The organism is Rhizobium sp. TRM95796 (genome assembly GCF_025779995.1).
Taxonomy (GTDB): domain Bacteria; phylum Pseudomonadota; class Alphaproteobacteria; order Rhizobiales; family Rhizobiaceae; genus Rhizobium_E.
On the sequence record NZ_JAOXHE010000010.1, the window covers coordinates 32,898 to 49,933 of the forward strand.

General features: G+C 62.7%; 18 protein-coding genes. 15 read left to right on the forward strand and 3 right to left on the reverse strand.

Annotated features, from left to right (window positions below; all coding sequences use genetic code 11):
- Positions 1–36 precede the first annotated feature (36 nt).
- Positions 37–735 (forward strand): SURF1 family protein, encoded by a 699-nt coding sequence (locus OCK01_RS19990; protein WP_263825471.1) that lies wholly within the window; start codon positions 37–39, stop codon positions 733–735.
- Between the two features lie 91 nt (positions 736–826).
- On the forward strand, positions 827–1,624 hold the full coding sequence (locus tag OCK01_RS19995; protein ID WP_263825472.1) for a GntR family transcriptional regulator: 798 nt from the start codon (positions 827–829) through the stop codon (positions 1,622–1,624).
- 6 nt (positions 1,625–1,630) lie between these two features.
- Here the strand turns inward: OCK01_RS19995 and OCK01_RS20000 are convergent, their stop codons facing one another.
- Positions 1,631–2,623, reverse strand: a complete 993-nt coding sequence (locus OCK01_RS20000; protein ID WP_263825473.1) for a bile acid:sodium symporter family protein — start codon at positions 2,621–2,623, stop codon at positions 1,631–1,633.
- A gap of 84 nt (positions 2,624–2,707) precedes the next feature.
- Between OCK01_RS20000 and OCK01_RS20005 the strand changes: the two genes are divergently transcribed.
- The 4 genes from OCK01_RS20005 to OCK01_RS20020 all read left to right on the forward strand — a co-directional run bounded on the left by OCK01_RS20005 (position 2,708) and on the right by OCK01_RS20020 (position 5,782).
- Positions 2,708–3,565, forward strand: coding sequence for a LysR substrate-binding domain-containing protein (locus OCK01_RS20005; protein WP_263825623.1), 858 nt, complete (start codon positions 2,708–2,710; stop codon positions 3,563–3,565).
- A 68-nt stretch (positions 3,566–3,633) separates the two neighbouring features.
- Complete coding sequence (gene argE, locus OCK01_RS20010) at positions 3,634–4,779, forward strand: acetylornithine deacetylase (RefSeq protein ID WP_263825474.1); 1,146 nt, start codon at positions 3,634–3,636, stop codon at positions 4,777–4,779.
- A gap of 110 nt (positions 4,780–4,889) precedes the next feature.
- Complete coding sequence (locus OCK01_RS20015; protein WP_182829888.1) at positions 4,890–5,255, forward strand: ArsR/SmtB family transcription factor; 366 nt, start codon at positions 4,890–4,892, stop codon at positions 5,253–5,255.
- A complete protein-coding gene (locus OCK01_RS20020) occupies positions 5,252–5,782 on the forward strand; it encodes an SRPBCC family protein (protein WP_263825475.1) in 531 nt (176 codons plus the stop codon). The genes OCK01_RS20015 and OCK01_RS20020 overlap by 4 nt, the downstream gene beginning before the upstream one ends.
- A gap of 17 nt (positions 5,783–5,799) precedes the next feature.
- Here the strand turns inward: OCK01_RS20020 and OCK01_RS20025 are convergent, their stop codons facing one another.
- Positions 5,800–6,297, reverse strand: a complete 498-nt coding sequence (locus tag OCK01_RS20025) for a YchJ family protein (RefSeq protein WP_263825476.1) — start codon at positions 6,295–6,297, stop codon at positions 5,800–5,802.
- Between the two features lie 50 nt (positions 6,298–6,347).
- Entirely contained in the window at positions 6,348–7,577 is a 1,230-nt protein-coding gene (locus tag OCK01_RS20030; protein WP_263825477.1) for a flavin-containing monooxygenase, read from the reverse strand.
- Positions 7,578–7,878: 301 nt separating this feature from the next.
- Between OCK01_RS20030 and OCK01_RS20035 the strand changes: the two genes are divergently transcribed.
- From OCK01_RS20035 to OCK01_RS20075, 9 genes are all read left to right on the forward strand, one after another.
- Complete coding sequence (locus OCK01_RS20035; RefSeq protein WP_263825624.1) at positions 7,879–8,295, forward strand: RidA family protein; 417 nt, start codon at positions 7,879–7,881, stop codon at positions 8,293–8,295.
- 4 nt (positions 8,296–8,299) lie between these two features.
- Positions 8,300–8,977: a DUF1028 domain-containing protein gene (locus OCK01_RS20040; RefSeq protein WP_263825478.1), complete on the forward strand. Its 678-nt coding sequence runs from the start codon at positions 8,300–8,302 to the stop codon at positions 8,975–8,977.
- Positions 8,978–8,995: 18 nt separating this feature from the next.
- Complete coding sequence (locus OCK01_RS20045) at positions 8,996–10,477, forward strand: aldehyde dehydrogenase (RefSeq protein ID WP_263825625.1); 1,482 nt, start codon at positions 8,996–8,998, stop codon at positions 10,475–10,477.
- A gap of 246 nt (positions 10,478–10,723) precedes the next feature.
- On the forward strand, positions 10,724–11,551 hold the full coding sequence (locus tag OCK01_RS20050; RefSeq protein WP_263825479.1) for a phosphogluconate dehydrogenase C-terminal domain-containing protein: 828 nt from the start codon (positions 10,724–10,726) through the stop codon (positions 11,549–11,551).
- A gap of 102 nt (positions 11,552–11,653) precedes the next feature.
- Positions 11,654–12,595 carry a D-ribose ABC transporter substrate-binding protein gene (locus OCK01_RS20055; protein ID WP_263825480.1) on the forward strand — a complete coding sequence of 314 codons (942 nt, stop codon included), beginning with the start codon at positions 11,654–11,656 and terminating at the stop codon, positions 12,593–12,595.
- Positions 12,596–12,731: 136 nt separating this feature from the next.
- Complete coding sequence (locus OCK01_RS20060) at positions 12,732–13,370, forward strand: DUF2291 family protein (RefSeq protein ID WP_263825481.1); 639 nt, start codon at positions 12,732–12,734, stop codon at positions 13,368–13,370.
- Position 13,371: 1 nt separating this feature from the next.
- On the forward strand, positions 13,372–14,913 hold the full coding sequence (locus OCK01_RS20065) for a sugar ABC transporter ATP-binding protein (protein ID WP_263825482.1): 1,542 nt from the start codon (positions 13,372–13,374) through the stop codon (positions 14,911–14,913).
- Positions 14,913–15,977, forward strand: a complete 1,065-nt coding sequence (locus OCK01_RS20070) for an ABC transporter permease (RefSeq protein WP_137155065.1) — start codon at positions 14,913–14,915, stop codon at positions 15,975–15,977. Before OCK01_RS20065 ends, OCK01_RS20070 begins: the two co-directional genes overlap by 1 nt.
- A 16-nt stretch (positions 15,978–15,993) precedes the next feature.
- Complete coding sequence (locus tag OCK01_RS20075) at positions 15,994–17,028, forward strand: Gfo/Idh/MocA family protein (protein ID WP_263825483.1); 1,035 nt, start codon at positions 15,994–15,996, stop codon at positions 17,026–17,028.
- Positions 17,029–17,036 lie beyond the last annotated feature (8 nt).

Below are 17,036 nucleotides of genomic sequence, written 5' to 3' on the forward strand. Positions count from 1 at the left end.
ACTCTTGCGCCGCGGCTTTTTGTTTGGAGAGACGACATGACCAAGCGCATTCTGCTTCTCGGCCTGCTGGGCCTCGCCTTCCTGACCTTTGTCGGCCTCGGCGTCTGGCAGATCGAACGGCTGCAATGGAAACAGGATCTCATCGCACGCGTCGACGCCCGCATCCATGCCGCCCCCGTCGCCCCGCCTGAGACGGCGACAGGCGACGACGAATATCGCCGCATCCGGATCGCCGGAACCTATATCGCCGACGCCGATACGCTGACCCAGGCGGTGACGAAACTCGGGCCCGGTTTCTGGGTGATGACGCCGATGACGAGCGAGGAGGGCCGCGTGATCCTCGTGAACCGCGGCTTCATTCCGCAGGATCTGAAAGACCAGACCGCCTACGCCGCGCCGTCGGGCGCGATCAGCGTGACCGGGCTTCTGCGGTTGACCGAGCCAAAAGGCGGCTTCCTGCGCGACAACGATCCGGCGGCCGGACGCTGGTTCTCCCGCGATGTCGCGGCAATCGCGCGCGCGCGCGGCCTGTCGTCCGCCGCGCCATTTTTCATCGATGTCGAGGCTGCCGCCAAGGGCGCGGCGAACGCCTATCCGGTGACCGGATTGACGGTCGTCGCCTTTTCCAACCACCATCTCCAATATGCTCTGACCTGGTTTGCGATGGCCGCCTTGACCATCGTCGGCGCCATTGTCGTAACCCGACGCGGGGACAGCGACGAGGGCTCCGCCTGAGCGCGACATCGTATGCCCGCGTCGTGATGATTCCATTTGCAATCTCCGCAAAAAGAGGATTGAAAGGCCGCGCACAAGGCATATTCGTCCCATGATCTCGACACCCACGCTTGGCGACCCCCAAAACGAAGACATGACCGCGGCGAAAGGCTGGAAGCCGAAACTCGACACCGCGCCGCTTTATCTTCAGGTCGTCCGCCACATCGAGGGCAAGATCAACAATGGCGACTATCCGGTCGGCTCGCTGCTGCCGACCGAAAAGGAGATGGCGGAAACGCTCGGCGTCAGCCGCCAGACCATCCGCCAGGCGATCGGCATGCTGCGCAATCAGGGTCGTCTCTCAGCCCGGAAAGGCGTGGGGACGAGGGTCGAAGCGGGGTATAATCCGGCGCGGGCCCGGTTCATCGCCCAGTCCCGTTCCGAACTGTTCGAGATCGCCGCCGAAACCGAATTCGTGATCTCGTTCAAGGAAGAAATTTCCGCACAGGGCAGGCTGGCGGTCGAGCTCGGCTGCCGCCCCGGCCGCAAATTCCTGCATATGGCCGGAATTCGCTATCCTACAAATCGCAGCAAACCATTTTCCTGGAACGAAATCTATGTCGACGCGCGGCTGTCGGCGGCGGTGAAGGATCTCGACATCGCCCGCAGCGCGATCTTTCACTACATTGAACAATATACCGGCGAGAAAATCCAGGAAATCGAGCAGGATATCAAGCCGATGGCGCTCAACAAAGAGATCGCCGCCCGGCTCGACGCCAAGGTCGGCGATCTAGCGCTGGTGGTGACCCGCCGCTATTACGGCTCCGGCCGGCGGCTCCTGGAATATGCCTTTCAGGTTCTCCCCGCCGAACGCTTCACCTATACGACCACGCTTCGCGCCGAAAACTGATCCAGTTCAGGCGATAGCGACTTTCGACTCTACGCGACGGCGCGCGGCCGCGGCATATTTTTCGGCGATCACGGCGCAGGCCATCAGCTGGATCTGGTGAAACAGCATGATCGGCAGCACGATCGAGCCGATCATCGGCCCGGCGAACAGGGCGTTGGCCATCGGCACGCCGCTCGCCAGGCTCTTCTTGGAGCCGCAGAAGACGATGACGATCTCGTCCTCGCGGTTGAAGCCCAGCGCCTTCGATCCCCAATAGGTCAGCGCCAGCACGATCGCCAGAAGCAGCACGTCGATGACGGCGACCACGGCGAGATCGCGCAGCGAAAAATCGCTCCAGACGCCTTCGATCACCGCATGGCTGAAAGCGAGATAAACGACCATCAGGATGGAGCCGCGATCGACGGGCAGAAGAAGGTTCTTCTTCGACCGCACCCAGTCGCCGACCCAGGGCTGCAGGATCTGGCCGAGCACGAAGGGAGCCAGCAATTGCAGCATGATCTTTTCTAGACCGCCCAGCGAAAAGCCGCCGCCGCCATCGCCCAGCGAAAACAGCAGATAGACCAGGAGCGGCGTCAGGAACATGCCGATGATGTTGGAGGCCGAGGCCGAGCAGACGGCTGCCGGCACATTGCCGCCCGCCATGGAGGTGAAGGCGATCGACGACTGCACCGTGGACGGCAACACACAGAGATAGAGCAGGCCGAGATAGAGCGGCTGCGGCAGCAGGCTCTCCGGCAGCAGGCCGAGCGCCAAACCCAGGAGCGGGAAAACGATGAAGGTCACCGCCAGGATCACCAGATGCAGCCGCCAATGCAGCATGCCCTTGATCACCGTTTCGCGCGACAGACGCGCGCCATGCAGGAAGAACAACAGCGCAATGGCGATGTCGGTGGCGACCCCGAACCAATCCGCAAATGCGCCGCTCGCCGGCAGCAACGAGGCGAGAATAACGGTGGCGATGAGCATCAGCGTGAAGCTGTTGGGAATATAGCAGCGCATGGCGAAATCCTTGTGATCGGGTCAATTGTCTTTCATCACATTTCGCAATACAAGAAATAACACTCATTGCGAAATACGATAACCATGCTCGACCTCTCGCAACTCCGCTCTTTCATCGCCGTCGAGGAAACAGGCAGCTTCACGATGGCCGCCGAGCGGCTGGGTCTCGGCCAATCCACAGTCAGCCAACATATCCAGAAACTCGAAACGACGGTCGGGCGAAAACTGCTGTCCCGCGACACGCATCGGGTGGGTCTGTCGAGCGATGGAGAAGCGATGATCGGCTATGCCCGCGACATGCTGGCCCTCGCCGACCGCGCCGAACGCCACTTCCGCGCCGGCGATCTGCGCGGCCGCATCCGCTTCGGCGTGTCTGAGGATCTCGTGAATAGCCAGTTGCCACTGATCCTCGAAGGCTTCGCCCGATCGCACCCGTCAGTGGATCTCGAACTGACGGTCGCGCTTTCGGGACCGCTGTTCCAGATGCAAGACAATGGCGAGATCGACCTTGTTCTCGCCAAACGACGGCTCGGGGAGACCCGCGGCGCACTCCTACATCGCGAACCGCTGGTCTGGCTGGCGCGCGATCCCGACCATGCCCTCATGCAAGTCCCTTTGCCGCTGATCGCTTTTCCCTCTCCGAGCGTCACCCGATCGATCGCGCTCGAGGCGCTGAACAAGGCCGGCGTCGCCTGGAGGATCAGCTGCACCTGCGGCAGCCTCAGCGGACTGACCGCAGCCGCCAAAGCGGGCATGGGCGTCTTCGTGCAGCCCCGCAGCCTCGCGCCTACCGGACTTCGCGAAATCCCCACTGGGCGTCTTCCCGAACTCGAAGATGTCGAATTCGTGCTCGTGGAGCGACGTGGAGCCGACAAGGCGCTGACTTCGGCGCTCAGCGAAGAGATCATGCGCAAGGCGATCAATCTGCGCGCGGCGCCCTGACGTCGCGATGCGTCCTTGCGCGCCGCTCCGCCGGAGGGCTATTTTGGCGAAAACAGGAATCGCCTCGCATGACCAGCGCCTATGACATTCTCGATCGCCTGATCGCCTTTCCCTCGGTGAGCCGCGACGGCAATATCGATCTCATTCGCTATATCGCCGATGCGCTGGCGGCGGCGGGCATTGCCTCGCGTCTTTTCCCGCATGAAAATGGCGACCGCGCCTCGCTGTTCGCAACGATTGGACCGGAAGGGCCGGGGGGCATCGTGCTCTCAGGCCATACCGACGTCGTGCCGGTCGATGGCCAGGCCTGGACGGTCGATCCCTTCCGCATGAGCCGCAAGGGCGACCGCTTCTATGGACGCGGGACCACCGACATGAAGGGCTTCATCGCCTGCGCCATGGAGGCTGCCGTCGCCGCCACAGAGCGCCGGCTGACGCGCCCTTTGCATCTCGCCTTTTCCTATGACGAAGAAATCGGCTGCGTCGGCGTCCGCCCGATGCTGGATGAATTGGCGACTGCCGGCATCGATCCGGAATGGGTGTTGATCGGCGAACCCACCGCCATGCAGGTCGCGACCGGCCATAAGGGCAAGACCGGCGTCAAGGCCTATTGCACCGGGCATTCCGCCCATTCGGCGCTCGCGCCCACCGGCCTGAACGCCATCTATATGGCGACAGAGCTTCTGGCGGAAGTCCGCGCCATCCAGGCCGACATCGAGGACTCCGGCCCTCGCGATGACGATTACACCGTGCCCTACACCACGCTGCATGCAGGCGTAATCCAGGGCGGAACCGCGCTCAACATCGTGCCCGACGCCTGCCGACTCGATTTCGAGATCCGCAATCTCGCCGGCGACGATCCCATGGCCTATATGGCCAGATTGTTCGACAAGGCCGAGCGAATCACGGCCGAGGGTCGGAAGCGGTTCCCGGAGACAGGCATTCGCCTCGACATCTTCAACACCTATCCGGGCCTGAATGTCGATCCGCATGGCAAGGCGACCGAGACGGTGAAGTCTCTGTCCGGCGGCCAGCAATTCAAGGTCTCTTTCGGCACCGAAGGGGGGTTGTTCGAACAGGCCTTCGGAGCGCCCTCGATCGTCTGCGGTCCCGGCGATATGGAGCAGGGGCACAAGCCCGACGAATTCATCGAACTCAGCCAGATGGAAGCCTGCCGGAAGATGCTCGGGAAGATCCTCGACCGACTGTCCTGACCCTTCATTACAGCGCATAGGAGGCGGGCCGCAAAGCGGCTCGTCGCCTCATGCAAATTTATTCAACCATTCGGTTGACAATTAAGCGCCCATCACGCATATTCAACCATATGGTTGAACATAATACACAACAGATGGATCAGATCTTCCACGCTTTGTCGGATGCGACGCGCCGGGGCATGCTCGCCGCGCTCGCCTCGGGCGAACGCAGCGTCGGCGATCTCGCAGCCCCGCACGACATGTCGCTCGCCGCAGCTTCCAAGCACATCAAGGTGCTGGAAAGCGCAGGCCTAATCCGCCGGGAGGTGAGGGGGCGCACGCATGTCTGCCGGCTCGATCCTGGGCCTTTGGCGCGGGCGCATGAGTGGCTGGCGATCTACCAGCGCTTCTGGACCGATCGTCTCGATATTCTCGAAAATCTGCTGCGGACAGACCGCGGCGGCGATGGAAATGCAACAAAGGGAGAGACCCGATGAATGAGCATGCCAAACTGAACGCCTATGCCGCCGTCGTCGAACAAGCGACCTTGAAACTCGAACGCCTCTTGCCCGGCCCCGCCGAGCGCGTCTGGTCCTATCTTACCGACAGCGACCTCCGCCGCCAGTGGCTGGCGTCGGGACCGATGGATCTCACGATCGATGGGCCCATCGAACTGGTCTGGCGCAATGACGAGCTGACCAGCCCTCCGGGCCAGCGTCCCGAGGGTTTCGGAGAGGAGCATCGCATGCAGAGCCGTGTGACGGAAATAGATCCGCCGCGCAAACTCGCTTTCGCCTGGGGTCCCGGCGAAGTCAGCTTCACGCTGGAGCCCAAGGGCGAGGATGTTCTGCTGACGGTGATCCACAAGCGCATCAGCGACCGCGCCAATATGGTCAAGATCGGCGCCGGCTGGCACGCCCATCTGGATATTCTCAAGGCCCGTCTGGAAGAGGCCGATCCGAAACCCTTCTGGGATGTCTGGGCGCGCCTCCGCGACGAGTACGAGACGATGATTCCGGCATGAAGCGGCAGGGGCCGGAGCTATCCGGCCCCGCAACATTTCTTGAATTTCTTGCCTGAGCCGCAAGGACAGGGATTGTTGCGGCCGGAGGCCGTGGCCGCGGGCTGCGACGCCCGGCCGACATCGCCGCGCATATAGCGCCAGCCATCCGCAAGTCTCTGGAATTCAGAGGTTTCCGTTTGCGAAAACAGCCGGCCGCCCTCGCGATAGCGCACGGTGAACCGCACGGTTCCTTTCTCATCCTCCTCGCCGCCGGCGCGGACGTCCTCGATCGTCAGGCCCAGCCATTCCGTCTTTGCGATAGACAAAGCGAGAGAGGCGCGATGGAAGGCGAGCCTCGCCTCTCCGGCGCAGGTCCGCTCGATATGGTCGAGATCGCCGCGCGTGAACGCCGTATAGCGCGACCGCATCAGGCTTTCGGCCGTCGGCGCAGGCTTGCCGGCCAGATAGGGGTCGCAACAGGAGATTTCGAACCGGCCGGAGCCGCAGGGGCAGGCGATCATGAAGGCCTCGCGCATGGATAGACCTTCCGCCCTTAGCGCCTTGCCGCGACCTTGGCCAGTCCCGATCAGTCTTGGCGCGCCGCGATGTGCTCCGCCAGATATTTGGCGTCATGCCAGACGCCCCAGATGAAGGGCGAAGCGCGGCGGGAGAGCCAGGGAAGGCCGAGGAAATAGAAGCCGGGAACGGCGGAGACGCCGCGATGATGAGAAGGGCGTCCCCGTTCGTCCATCACGTCGAGCTTCAGCCAGCCGTAATCGAGCGTATAGCCCGTCGCCCAGATGATCGAGGTGACGCCGGCTTCGGCAAGATCGAGGTCGAGGACCGGGTTTTTGACGCAATCGGGCTCCGGACCGATGATCCGGGCTTCGGGCTCTTCCGGGAAATCCAGGCCCTCCCGGGCGATATGAGCGTCGGCGGAATCGAGCACCGAAAGATAATCGGCGTCGCCCATGGCGATGTTCTTCGCGAGATCATCAGCGAAATGCAGCACGCCATTTTCATAGGACTGGGCGCGGCCGACCAAGGTGATGCCATGGGCTGCGAGGTCGCGGAAATCCACCGTATGGCCGCCGCGCGCGCCGCTGACGGCAATCGTCACATGTTCGAGCGCCGGATCATGGGCCTTGACGTCCCAGAGACCGAGAGCGCCGAGCCACCAGACGAAATCCTTGCCGCGATAGCTGCGCGGCGGCCGGTTATGCGGCCCCACCGCGAGATAGACTTTGCGACCAGCGCGGGCCAGTTCATCGGCGATCTGCACGCCCGAGGAGCCGGCGCCGATGACGATAACGCCGCCATCGGGAAGCTGTGCCGGATTCCGATAGGCGGAGGAATGGATCTGAATGACCCCGCTCGACGCCGGAATGAAGGCGGGAAACACGGGCTTCTGAAACGGGCCGGTGGCGGAGACGACATTGCGGGCCTCGAACACGCCTTGACTGGTCTCGACCGTGAAGCCGGACCCGTCGGGCTTGCGGCTGAGCGAGGTCACCTCGACGCCGCAACGCACCGGCGAGCCATTCTCCCGCGCATGGGTTTCGAGATAGCTGACGATACTGTCCTTGCCGGCGAAAGCCTCCGGGGCGATGTCGTCGAAGGTCCGAGTCGGGAAGCGGTCATGCCAGGCGGGGCCGTTGGCCACGAGCGAATCCCAGCGCTCTGAGCGCCAGCGCTCGGCGATGCGGTTGCGCTCCAGCACGAGATGGGGAATTCCCGTCTTGGACAAATGCTCGCTCATCGCAATTCCGGCCTGGCCCGCCCCGATGATGAGTGTGTCGATGGTTTCCACCGTCATGAGGCGGGCTCCTTTGCCGAAATCCTGAAAAGCCGGCCTGTCGCCGGACGAGGAAAAGGCTAACGGAGCCGACTGGTTCGGGAAATGATGATTTATCTGACATCTGATTTGGATATTTCGAATTAGCAGCAGCCCTCCAAACCCGCTGCGCATTTTCCGCGAACCTAACCAATGGAACGCTTTGCTTCGGTTTTCCTGATGCAACAGCGACGGAAAGCTTTCTTTCCTCCGCCTGAAACATCGGCTCCTATGACGCCAGCTCCGCCCTGCCGGGGAACGCCAACAGAAGAATGGAATGACCATGCCCGTCCACAAGCGCATCCGGATGTTCAACACCAAGGACACCTATCCCGAACAGAAGCTCGACAACGATCTCTGCCAGGTCGTCGTCGCCCGGGGAACCATGGTGTTCGTGCGCGGCCAGATCGGCCAGAATCTCGACACGAGCGAGAATGTCGGCATCGGCGATGTCGCCGCCCAGACCGAACAGGCGATGAAGAACATCAAGATGCTCTTGGAAGAGGCCGGCTCGGAACTCGGCCATATCTGCAAGATCACCATCTATCTGGTCGATCCCCGCTATCGCGAGACCGTCTATCGCGTCATCGGCAAATGGCTGAAGGGCGTGTTCCCCGTCTCGACAGGCGTTGTGATCTCCGCACTCGCGCGGCCGGAATGGCTGGTCGAGGTCGACGTCACCGCCGTCTTTCCGGATTGACGCCATGACCTTCTCGATCCTCGGGCGCTGCAAGACCACCGGCCAGCTTGGCATGGCCATCTCCTCCTCGTCTCCTGCGGTCGCTGCTCGCTGCGCCCATGCCCGCGCCGGGGCCGGCGTCGTCGCCAGCCAGAATATCACCGACCCCGCGCTCGGGCCAATGGGGCTCGATCTGCTTGCTTCAGGCCTCGACGCAGATGCGACGATGACGGCGCTTCTGGATGGTTATCCGCATACGGAGTGGCGTCAGATCGTCATATTGGACACCAAAGGGCGATCTGCCCTGTATTCAGGCGCTGAGGCGCTCGGCGTTCACGACCTGGCTGAGGGCGTTGATTGCGCCGCAGCCGGCAATCTGCTAGCCAATCCCTTCATTCCCAAGCGCATGGTCGCGGCATTCGAAGCGACCGAAGGCGATCTCGGCGACCGGCTGCTCGCCGCCATGCAGGCGGCGCTCGAAGCGGGCGGAGAGGCGGGACCCGTTCATTCCGCCGGTCTGCTGATCGTCGATCAGGTTAGCTGGCCGGTTGCCGATCTCAGGGTCGACTGGGCGGACGAAAATCCGATCGGCCAGCTCGCCGACCTCTGGCGGCTCTACAAGCCGCAGCTCAACGCCTATGTCACCCGCGCCCTCAATCCTTCGGGCTCGCCGAGCTACGGCGTTCCCGGCGACGACCGCTAAGGAGCCGAACCGATGACCATGACTTTGGCCGACTGGAAAGACGCCGCGGCAAAACTCCGATTTCGCAACCAGGCCTTCATCGATGGCGCTTTCGTCCCGGCGCTCTCCGGCAAGACTTTTCCGAGCGTCAATCCGGCGACGGAGGCGGTGATCACCGACGTCGCCGCCTGCGACGCCGAGGATATCGACCGCGCGGTCAAAGCTGCGCGCATCGCCTTCGAGGACGGTCGCTGGTCGGGCAAGACGCCGGCCGAGCGCAAGGCGGTGCTGTTGAAGCTTGCCGATCTCATCCGCGACAATCTCACCGAATTCGCGCTGCTCGAAAGCATGGACATGGGCAAGTTGGTGACGGATGCCGCCGCCATCGATGTGCCGGGCGCGGCCGGCGTGTTCCAATGGTTCGCCGAAGCCATCGACAAGATCTATGACGAGATCGCGCCGACAGGTCGCGGCAATGTCGCGATGATCAGGCGCGAGGCGCTGGGCGTCATTGGCGCTGTCACGCCCTGGAATTTTCCGCTCGACATGGCCGCCTGGAAATGCGCGCCGGCGCTCGCCATGGGCAATTCGGTGGTGCTGAAACCGGCCGAGCAATCGCCGCTCTCCGCACTCTTCCTCGCCGAACTTGCGCTTGAAGCTGGCGTGCCGGCCGGCGTGTTCAACGTCGTGCCCGGCTTTGGCGAGACCGCCGGCAAGGCGCTCGGCCTGCATGAAGATGTCGATTGCATCGCCTTTACCGGCTCCACCGAAGTCGGCAAATATTTCCTCGGCTATTCCGCCCAGTCCAATATGAAGCAGGTCTGGCTGGAATGCGGCGGCAAGAGCCCCAACCTGATCTTCGACGATTGCGAGGATCTGGACGCCGCAGCCGATATGGCGGCCTTCGGCATCTTCTTCAATCAGGGCGAAATCTGCTCGGCCAATTCGCGGCTGCTCGTGCAGCGCGGCGTCGCCGACGCCTTCCTTGAGAAGATGAAGGAACGCGCCGCGTGTTATGTGCCCGGCGATCCGCTCGATCCCACCTCCACCATGGGCGCGATCGTCGACGGCCGCCAATGCGATCGGGTGCAGTCCTATATCGAGCATGGCAAGACGACGGCGAAGTTGATCGCCGGAGGAGAGCGCGTGACCGTCGCCGGCAAAGGCCATTTCATCCAGCCGACCATCTTTGCGGACGTCGATCCTGACGATCGGCTGTCGCGGGAAGAGATCTTCGGCCCCGTGCTGGCGGTGACGGTGTTCGATACCGAGGAAGAAGCCGTGACGCTCGCCAATGACACGATCTATGGCCTGGCCGCCTCCGTCTGGACCTCGAACCTGTCGCGCGCGCACCGGCTGATCGATGTGCTGAAAGTCGGCACTGTCTCCGTCAACACGGTGGACGCCCTGTCTCCGATGACGCCGTTCGGAGGCTTCAAGCAATCCGGCGTCGGCCGCGACCTGTCGCTGCACGCCTTCGACAAATACTCCGGCCTCAAGACCGCCTGGATCAAATACTGACCGTTTCTCCCGCCAAGCTTGGCATGCCGACTGCAATCCGGCTGGCTTCTTCGTGTTCACACAAAATAATCATTACCTCATTGACTCATCATACCAGTTGCTTTACCCGTTCCTCCAGAGTGAGGAGCGGCGCCGTCGGGAGAACGGCAGCCTGGGAGGCCTCCGCCGCAGCCTAGGCGGACAGCGACCCTCTGCGCCCGAAGCGCCGCCCCTCCACATGGACACAGCAAAGACGGAGACGGCACAATGACGGCGATCGCGCTATTCGGAGCAGGCGGCAAAATGGGCTGCCGACTGGCGAAAAATCTCAAGGGATCGCGTTTCGAGGTTCGTCACGTCGAAGTCAGCGACGCCGGCAAGGCGCGGCTCGCCAGTGAATTGGGCGTCTCGGCCGTAGACGCCGACGCCGCGCTCGACGGCGCCGACGTGGTGATCCTGGCCGTGCCGGACACGGCCATCGGCAAGGTCGCCCATTCGATTTCCGACAAGCTCAAGCCCGGCGTGATGGTCGTGGTGCTCGACGCGGCCGCTCCCTTCGCCGGTCATCTGCCGGAGCGCAATGATCTCACTTATTTCGTCACCCATCCCTGCCATCCGCCGATCTTCAACGACGAAACCGATATGGCCGCCAAGAAGGATCATTTCGGCGGCGTGCACGCCAAGCAGCATATCGTGTCTGCGCTGATGCAGGGTCCGGAAAGCGACTATGCGCTCGGCGAGGAAATCGCCAAGACGATCTGGGCGCCGGTCATGCGCTCGCATCGCGTCACCGTCGAACAGATGGCGCTGCTGGAGCCGGGTCTTTCCGAAACCGTCTGCGCCTCGCTGCTCGTGGTCATGCGCGAAGCCATGGACGAATGCGTCCGCCGCGGCGTGCCCAAGGAAGCGGCCCGCGACTTCCTGCTCGGCCATATGAACGTGCTCGGCGCGGTCATTTTCGAAGAGACGCCCGGCGTGTTTTCCGACGCCTGCAACAAGGCGATCGAATTCGGCAAGCCGGTGCTGATGAAGGACGACTGGCTGCGCGTCTTCGAGCCCGAAGAAATCGCCGCCAGCATCCAGCGCATTACCTGAGGCCTGAGGCCACAGATCGACGGACGTGGAGGCGACCGTCGTTGAAACGACATAGTCGGCCAAGGCGCCGCGCCAAAACCTGTTCAAGAGGAGGAGAACACAATGACTTTGACCCGTAGACTGACGCTCGCCGGCTTCGCCGCCATCATGGCGGCCACCACCGCCATGCCGGCTTTCGCCGCCGATCTCATCGCCATCATCACCCCCAGTCACGACAATCCGTTCTTCAAGGCGGAAGCCGTGGGCGCGGAAGCCAAGGCCAAGGAGCTCGGCTACGACACGCTGGTGCTCGTGCATGACGATGACGCCAACAAGCAGTCGCAGCTGATCGACACCGCCATCGGTCGCGGCGCCAAAGCCATCATTCTCGACAATGCCGGCTCGGAAGCGTCGATCGCCGCCGTCAAGAAGGCCAAGGACGCCGGCGTCCCCTCCTTCCTGATCGACCGCGAAATCAACGCCACCGGCATCGCCGTCTCGCAGATCGTTTCCAACAACTATCAGGGCGCGCAGCTCGGCGCGGAAGAATTCGTCAAGCTGATGGGCGAAAAGGGCAATTATGTCGAACTTCTCGGCCGCGAAGCCGATCTCAACGCCGGCATCCGCTCCAAGGGCTATCACGACGTCATCGACGACTATCCGGAGATGAAGATGGTCGCCCAGCAATCGGCCAATTGGAGCCAGACGGAAGGCTATTCCAAGATGGAAACCATCCTCCAGGCCAATCCGGACATCCAGGGCGTCATCGCCGGCAACGACACCATGGCCATGGGCGCGATCGCCGCACTCCAGGCCGCCGGCCGCAAGGATGTGATCGTGGTGGGCTTCGACGGCTCCAACGATGTGCGCGACTCCATCAAGGCGGGCGGCATCAAGGCCACCGTCATGCAGCCAGCCTATGCGCAGGCCCAGCTCGCCGTCACCCAGGCCGATCAGTACATCAAGACCGGCAAGGGCCCTGCTGAAGAAAAGCAGCTGATGGACTGCGTGCTGATCACCGCCGACAATGCCGACAAGCTCGAAACCTTCGCGTTGAAGGACTAAGCGTCGGGACGAGTCTTTCCCTAGGCCTCCAAATGGCCGACTTTGCGCGGGGGCGCTTTTCAGCATCCCCGCGCCTTTTCCCTTCATTCCGGGCCGATCTCCGGCCCATCATTGGTGTACACGACCGGAGCGCGCCATGTCCCGACATCACGCCTTCATCGCCCTTCTGGTGCTGACTGGGCTCACGCTGGCCGGATGCAAATTCGTCAAGACCGCGGACCAGCAGAAGGAAGTGGCCGCGGCCGCCTTCGATCCAGACCGGCAGGTGGCCGAGATCTGGGACAGCAAGGTCATCCCCTATTTCGACAAGAAATCCGCTCCCTATAAGGACGTGGCGGCCCTTGTCGCCTCCGATCCGGACGCCGCTAACAAGACCTATGGCCATAAGGAAAAGCAGGGCAACGCGCCCTGGACCTATGTCGCCAAGATCGACGGCGTCATCGTCAAGGCCGAGACCAAATCCCGCGCCGGCTATGTCGACGTCGATGTCGACGGCGACCAGAAGGCGGATGTGCGTGTGGCGATCGGGCCGGCCATTCGCGGCACTGCCCTGCGCGATGCGCTGGATTTCGTCGATTTCAATTCCTTCCGCAACCAGATCGAATGGGCGCAGTTCGGCAAATCCTTCAACATCCATGTCAACAAGCTGACGTTGGAAAAGCTGCCGCGCGACACGCTCGTCGGCAAGACCGTGAAGGCTTCGGGCGCCTATCCGCAGCCGGCCTCCGGTCAGTTGCCGCAATTCGTGCCGGCGACGATCACGATCGGAGGCTGAGATGGACGCTTCCCAGGACGACGTCATCCTTGAACTTCGCGATGTGACCAAAGCCTATTCCGGCATTCTCGCCGTCAAGAAGGCCAATCTCAAGCTCCGGCGCGGGGCGGTCAATGTTCTGGTCGGCGAAAACGGCGCTGGCAAATCGACGCTGATGCGCATCATCGCCGGCGTCGAACAGCCGACGCTCGGCGAGATCTGGATGGACGGCGAACGCATTTCGCTCTCCTCGCCCGCCGACGCCGTCAAGCATGGCATCGGCATCGTCTTTCAGGAACTCAACCTGTTCGGCAATCTCACCGTGGCCGAAAACATCTTCGCCACCCGCGAGATCACCCGCGGCCTGCGCGGCATCGACCACAAGGCGCAGGTGGACAAGGCCAACGCCTTCCTCAATCGCCTGGAAGCCGGCATTTCCGCCGAGACGCTTGCCGAAGACCTGCCGATCGGCCAGCAGCAGCTGGTGGAAATCGCCCGCGCCGTCTCGCTCGACACCCGCATCCTCATCATGGATGAGCCGACCTCGGCGCTGTCAGCCGCCGAAGTTGACATTCTCTTCCGCGTCATCGCCGAACTGAAGGCGCAGGGCGTCGCCATCGTCTATATCTCGCACCGGCTCGAAGAGCTGATGCGGATCGGCGATTACATTACCGTGCTGAAGGACGGCCAGATTACCGGCCAAGCGCTGGTGAAGGACATCGACACACGCTGGATCGTCCGCTCGATGATCGGCTCGGACGCCAAGGATTTCGCCAAGGCCACGGATCACAAGATCGGCGGCGAGGCGCTGCGCGTCGAAGAGATCTGCCTGCCCCGCGCCCAAGGCGGCTATGCCGTCGATCACGTGTCGCTCTCGGTGCGCAAGGGCGAGATCCTCGGCATTTACGGCTTGATGGGCGCAGGCCGCAGCGAACTGTTCGAATGCGTCATGGGCCGCCATCCGCTGGCGTCGGGCCGGATCTTCATCGACGGCGCGGAACTGACGGCGCCCGACACCACCCGCCGCATCCAGCAAGGACTGGCTCTGATCCCCGAAGACCGCCAGCGCGAAGGCCTCGTGCAATGCCTGTCGATTGCCGAGAACCTGACGCTCGCCAGCCTCGGCCAGTTCGTGAAGGGACTGTTCCACATCGATCTCGCAAAGGAAAAGCAGGCGATCAAAGACTCGATCCGCAATCTCGCCATCAAGGCGCCGAACCCGGATTTCGAGGTCACCTCGATGTCGGGCGGCAACCAGCAGAAGGTCGTCATCGGCAAGGCGCTGATGACCGGGCCGAAGGTGCTCTTGATGGACGAGCCGTCGCGGGGCATCGATGTCGGCGCGAAGGCCGATGTCTTCCGCACCATGCGCCGGCTGGCGGGCGAGGGGCTCGCCATCCTGTTTTCCACCTCCGATCTCGAAGAGGTCATGGCGCTGTCGGACCGCATCGCCGTGATGAGCAACGGCCGACTGGTGACGATCCTCGATCGCGCCGCCGCCACCGAGGAGGCGATCATCGCCGCCTCCGCCGAAGGACATAAACAAAGAAGGACGCTTCACTGATGACCGCCGCCGCCAATGCCGCAACGGGCGCGAGCCCAGTCTCCGGATCGTTGCTCCTGACGCTTATGAAACTGCGCACTTTCATTGCGCTGTTTGCCGTGATCGCCTTCTTCTCGATCTTCGCCCCGAATTTCCTGTCGACGGCGAATATGATTCTGATGTCCAAGCATGTGGCGCTCAACGCCTTTCTCGCCATGGGCATGACCTTCGTCATCGTCACCGGCGGCATCGATCTCTCGGTCGGCTCGATCGTCGGCCTGTGCGGCATGGTCGCGGGTGGGCTGATCCTCAACGGCATCCAGCTTCCGATCGGCTACACCGTCTATTTCAACATTTTCGAAGTGGCGCTGATCGTGCTGGTGGTCGGCGTGTTCATCGGCGTCATCAACGGGCTGTTGATCACCAAGCTCAATGTCGCGCCCTTCATCGCCACGCTCGGCACGCTTTATATGGCGCGCGGCGCGGCGCTTCTCTATTCCGACGGCCAGACGCTGCCCAATCTGGTCGGCAAGCCGGAGCTCGGCAATGAAGGCTTCGGCTTTCTCGGCGCCGGCTATATTCTTGGCCTGCCGACATCGGTGTGGCTGCTGATCGCGGTGGCGCTGGCTGCGGCCTATTTCGCCCGTTTCGTGCCGCTCGGCCGGCATATCTTCGCCGTCGGCGGCAATGAGCGGGCGGCCCGCATGTCGGGCATCCGCGTCGACCGGGTGAAAATGTTCGTCTATATGTTTTCCGGCTTCTGCGCCGCGATCGTCGGCCTGGTGATCTCGTCGGAACTGATGGCCGCGCATCCGGCCACCGGCAATTCCTTCGAGCTCAACGCCATTGCAGCGGCGGTGCTCGGCGGCACCTCGATGTCGGGCGGACGCGGCACGATCGGCGGCACGATCATCGGCGCCTTCGTGATCGGCATTCTGTCGGACGGACTGGTGATGATGGGCGTCTCCTCCTTCTGGCAGATGGTCATCAAGGGTCTCGTCATCATCGTCGCGGTCGTGGTCGATCAGGCGCAACGCAAATTGCAGCAGCGCGTGACGCTGATGCAGATGGCCAAGGCCGGCTGAAGAGGGGAGGGCGATGATGTCGACATTCAAGGGCGCGTTGATCGGCTGCGGCTTCTTCGCGGTCAACCAGATGCATGGCTGGCGCGACGCCGGCAATGTCGAGATCGTCGCGATCTGCGACCGCGATCCGGAACGGCTGAAGATCGTCGGCGACCAGTTCGGCGTCGCCAGGCGCTATCAGGATGCGGAAACGATGTTCGCCGATGGCGGCTTCGACTTTGTCGATATCGCCACCACCGTCTCCAGCCATCGGGCGCTGGTGGAACTCGCCGCCCGGCACAAGATCCCGATGATCTGCCAGAAGCCTTTCGCGCCGACGCTGGATGACGCCAAGGCCATGGTCCGCGCCGCCCAAGACGCCGGCGTTGCCCTAATGATCCACGAGAATTTCCGCTGGCAGACGCCAATCCTGGCGGTCAAAGCTGTGCTGGAGTCTGGCGAAATCGGCGAGGCCTTCTGGGGTCGCGTCTCCTTCCGCTCCGGCTTCGATGTGTTTTCCGGCCAGCCTTACCTGGCCAAGGGAAAGCGCTTCATCATTGAAGATCTCGGCATCCATTCGCTCGATATCGCCCGCTATCTGTTCGGCGACGCCAACCGAATGACGGCGCGCACCAGGCGCATCAATCCCGCTATCGCCGGCGAGGATGTCGCCACGATGCTGCTCGACCACGACAACGGCGTCACCTCCATCGTCGATGTGTCTTACGCCTCGAAGCTGCCGGAAGAGCCGTTTCCGGAAACCTTCGTCGAGATCGATGGTACCGAGGGCACGCTCCGGCTCGGCAAGGATTATCGCCTCACCGTGCATGGCCGATCGGGAACCAGAATTTCCACCGTCGCGCCCAACCTGCTGCCTTGGGCCTCACGCCCCTGGAACAATATCCAGGAAAGCGTGGCACTGATCCAGAAGCACTGGATCGAGCGGCTGGCCTTGGGGCAGGCGCCCGACACCTCCGGCGACGACAATCTGAAAACCTTCGCGCTGGTCGAGGCCGCCTATCTCAGCGCGGAAAAAGGAATGACCATCGATCTTGCGGATCTACTCGGCTGAGCTCGCTG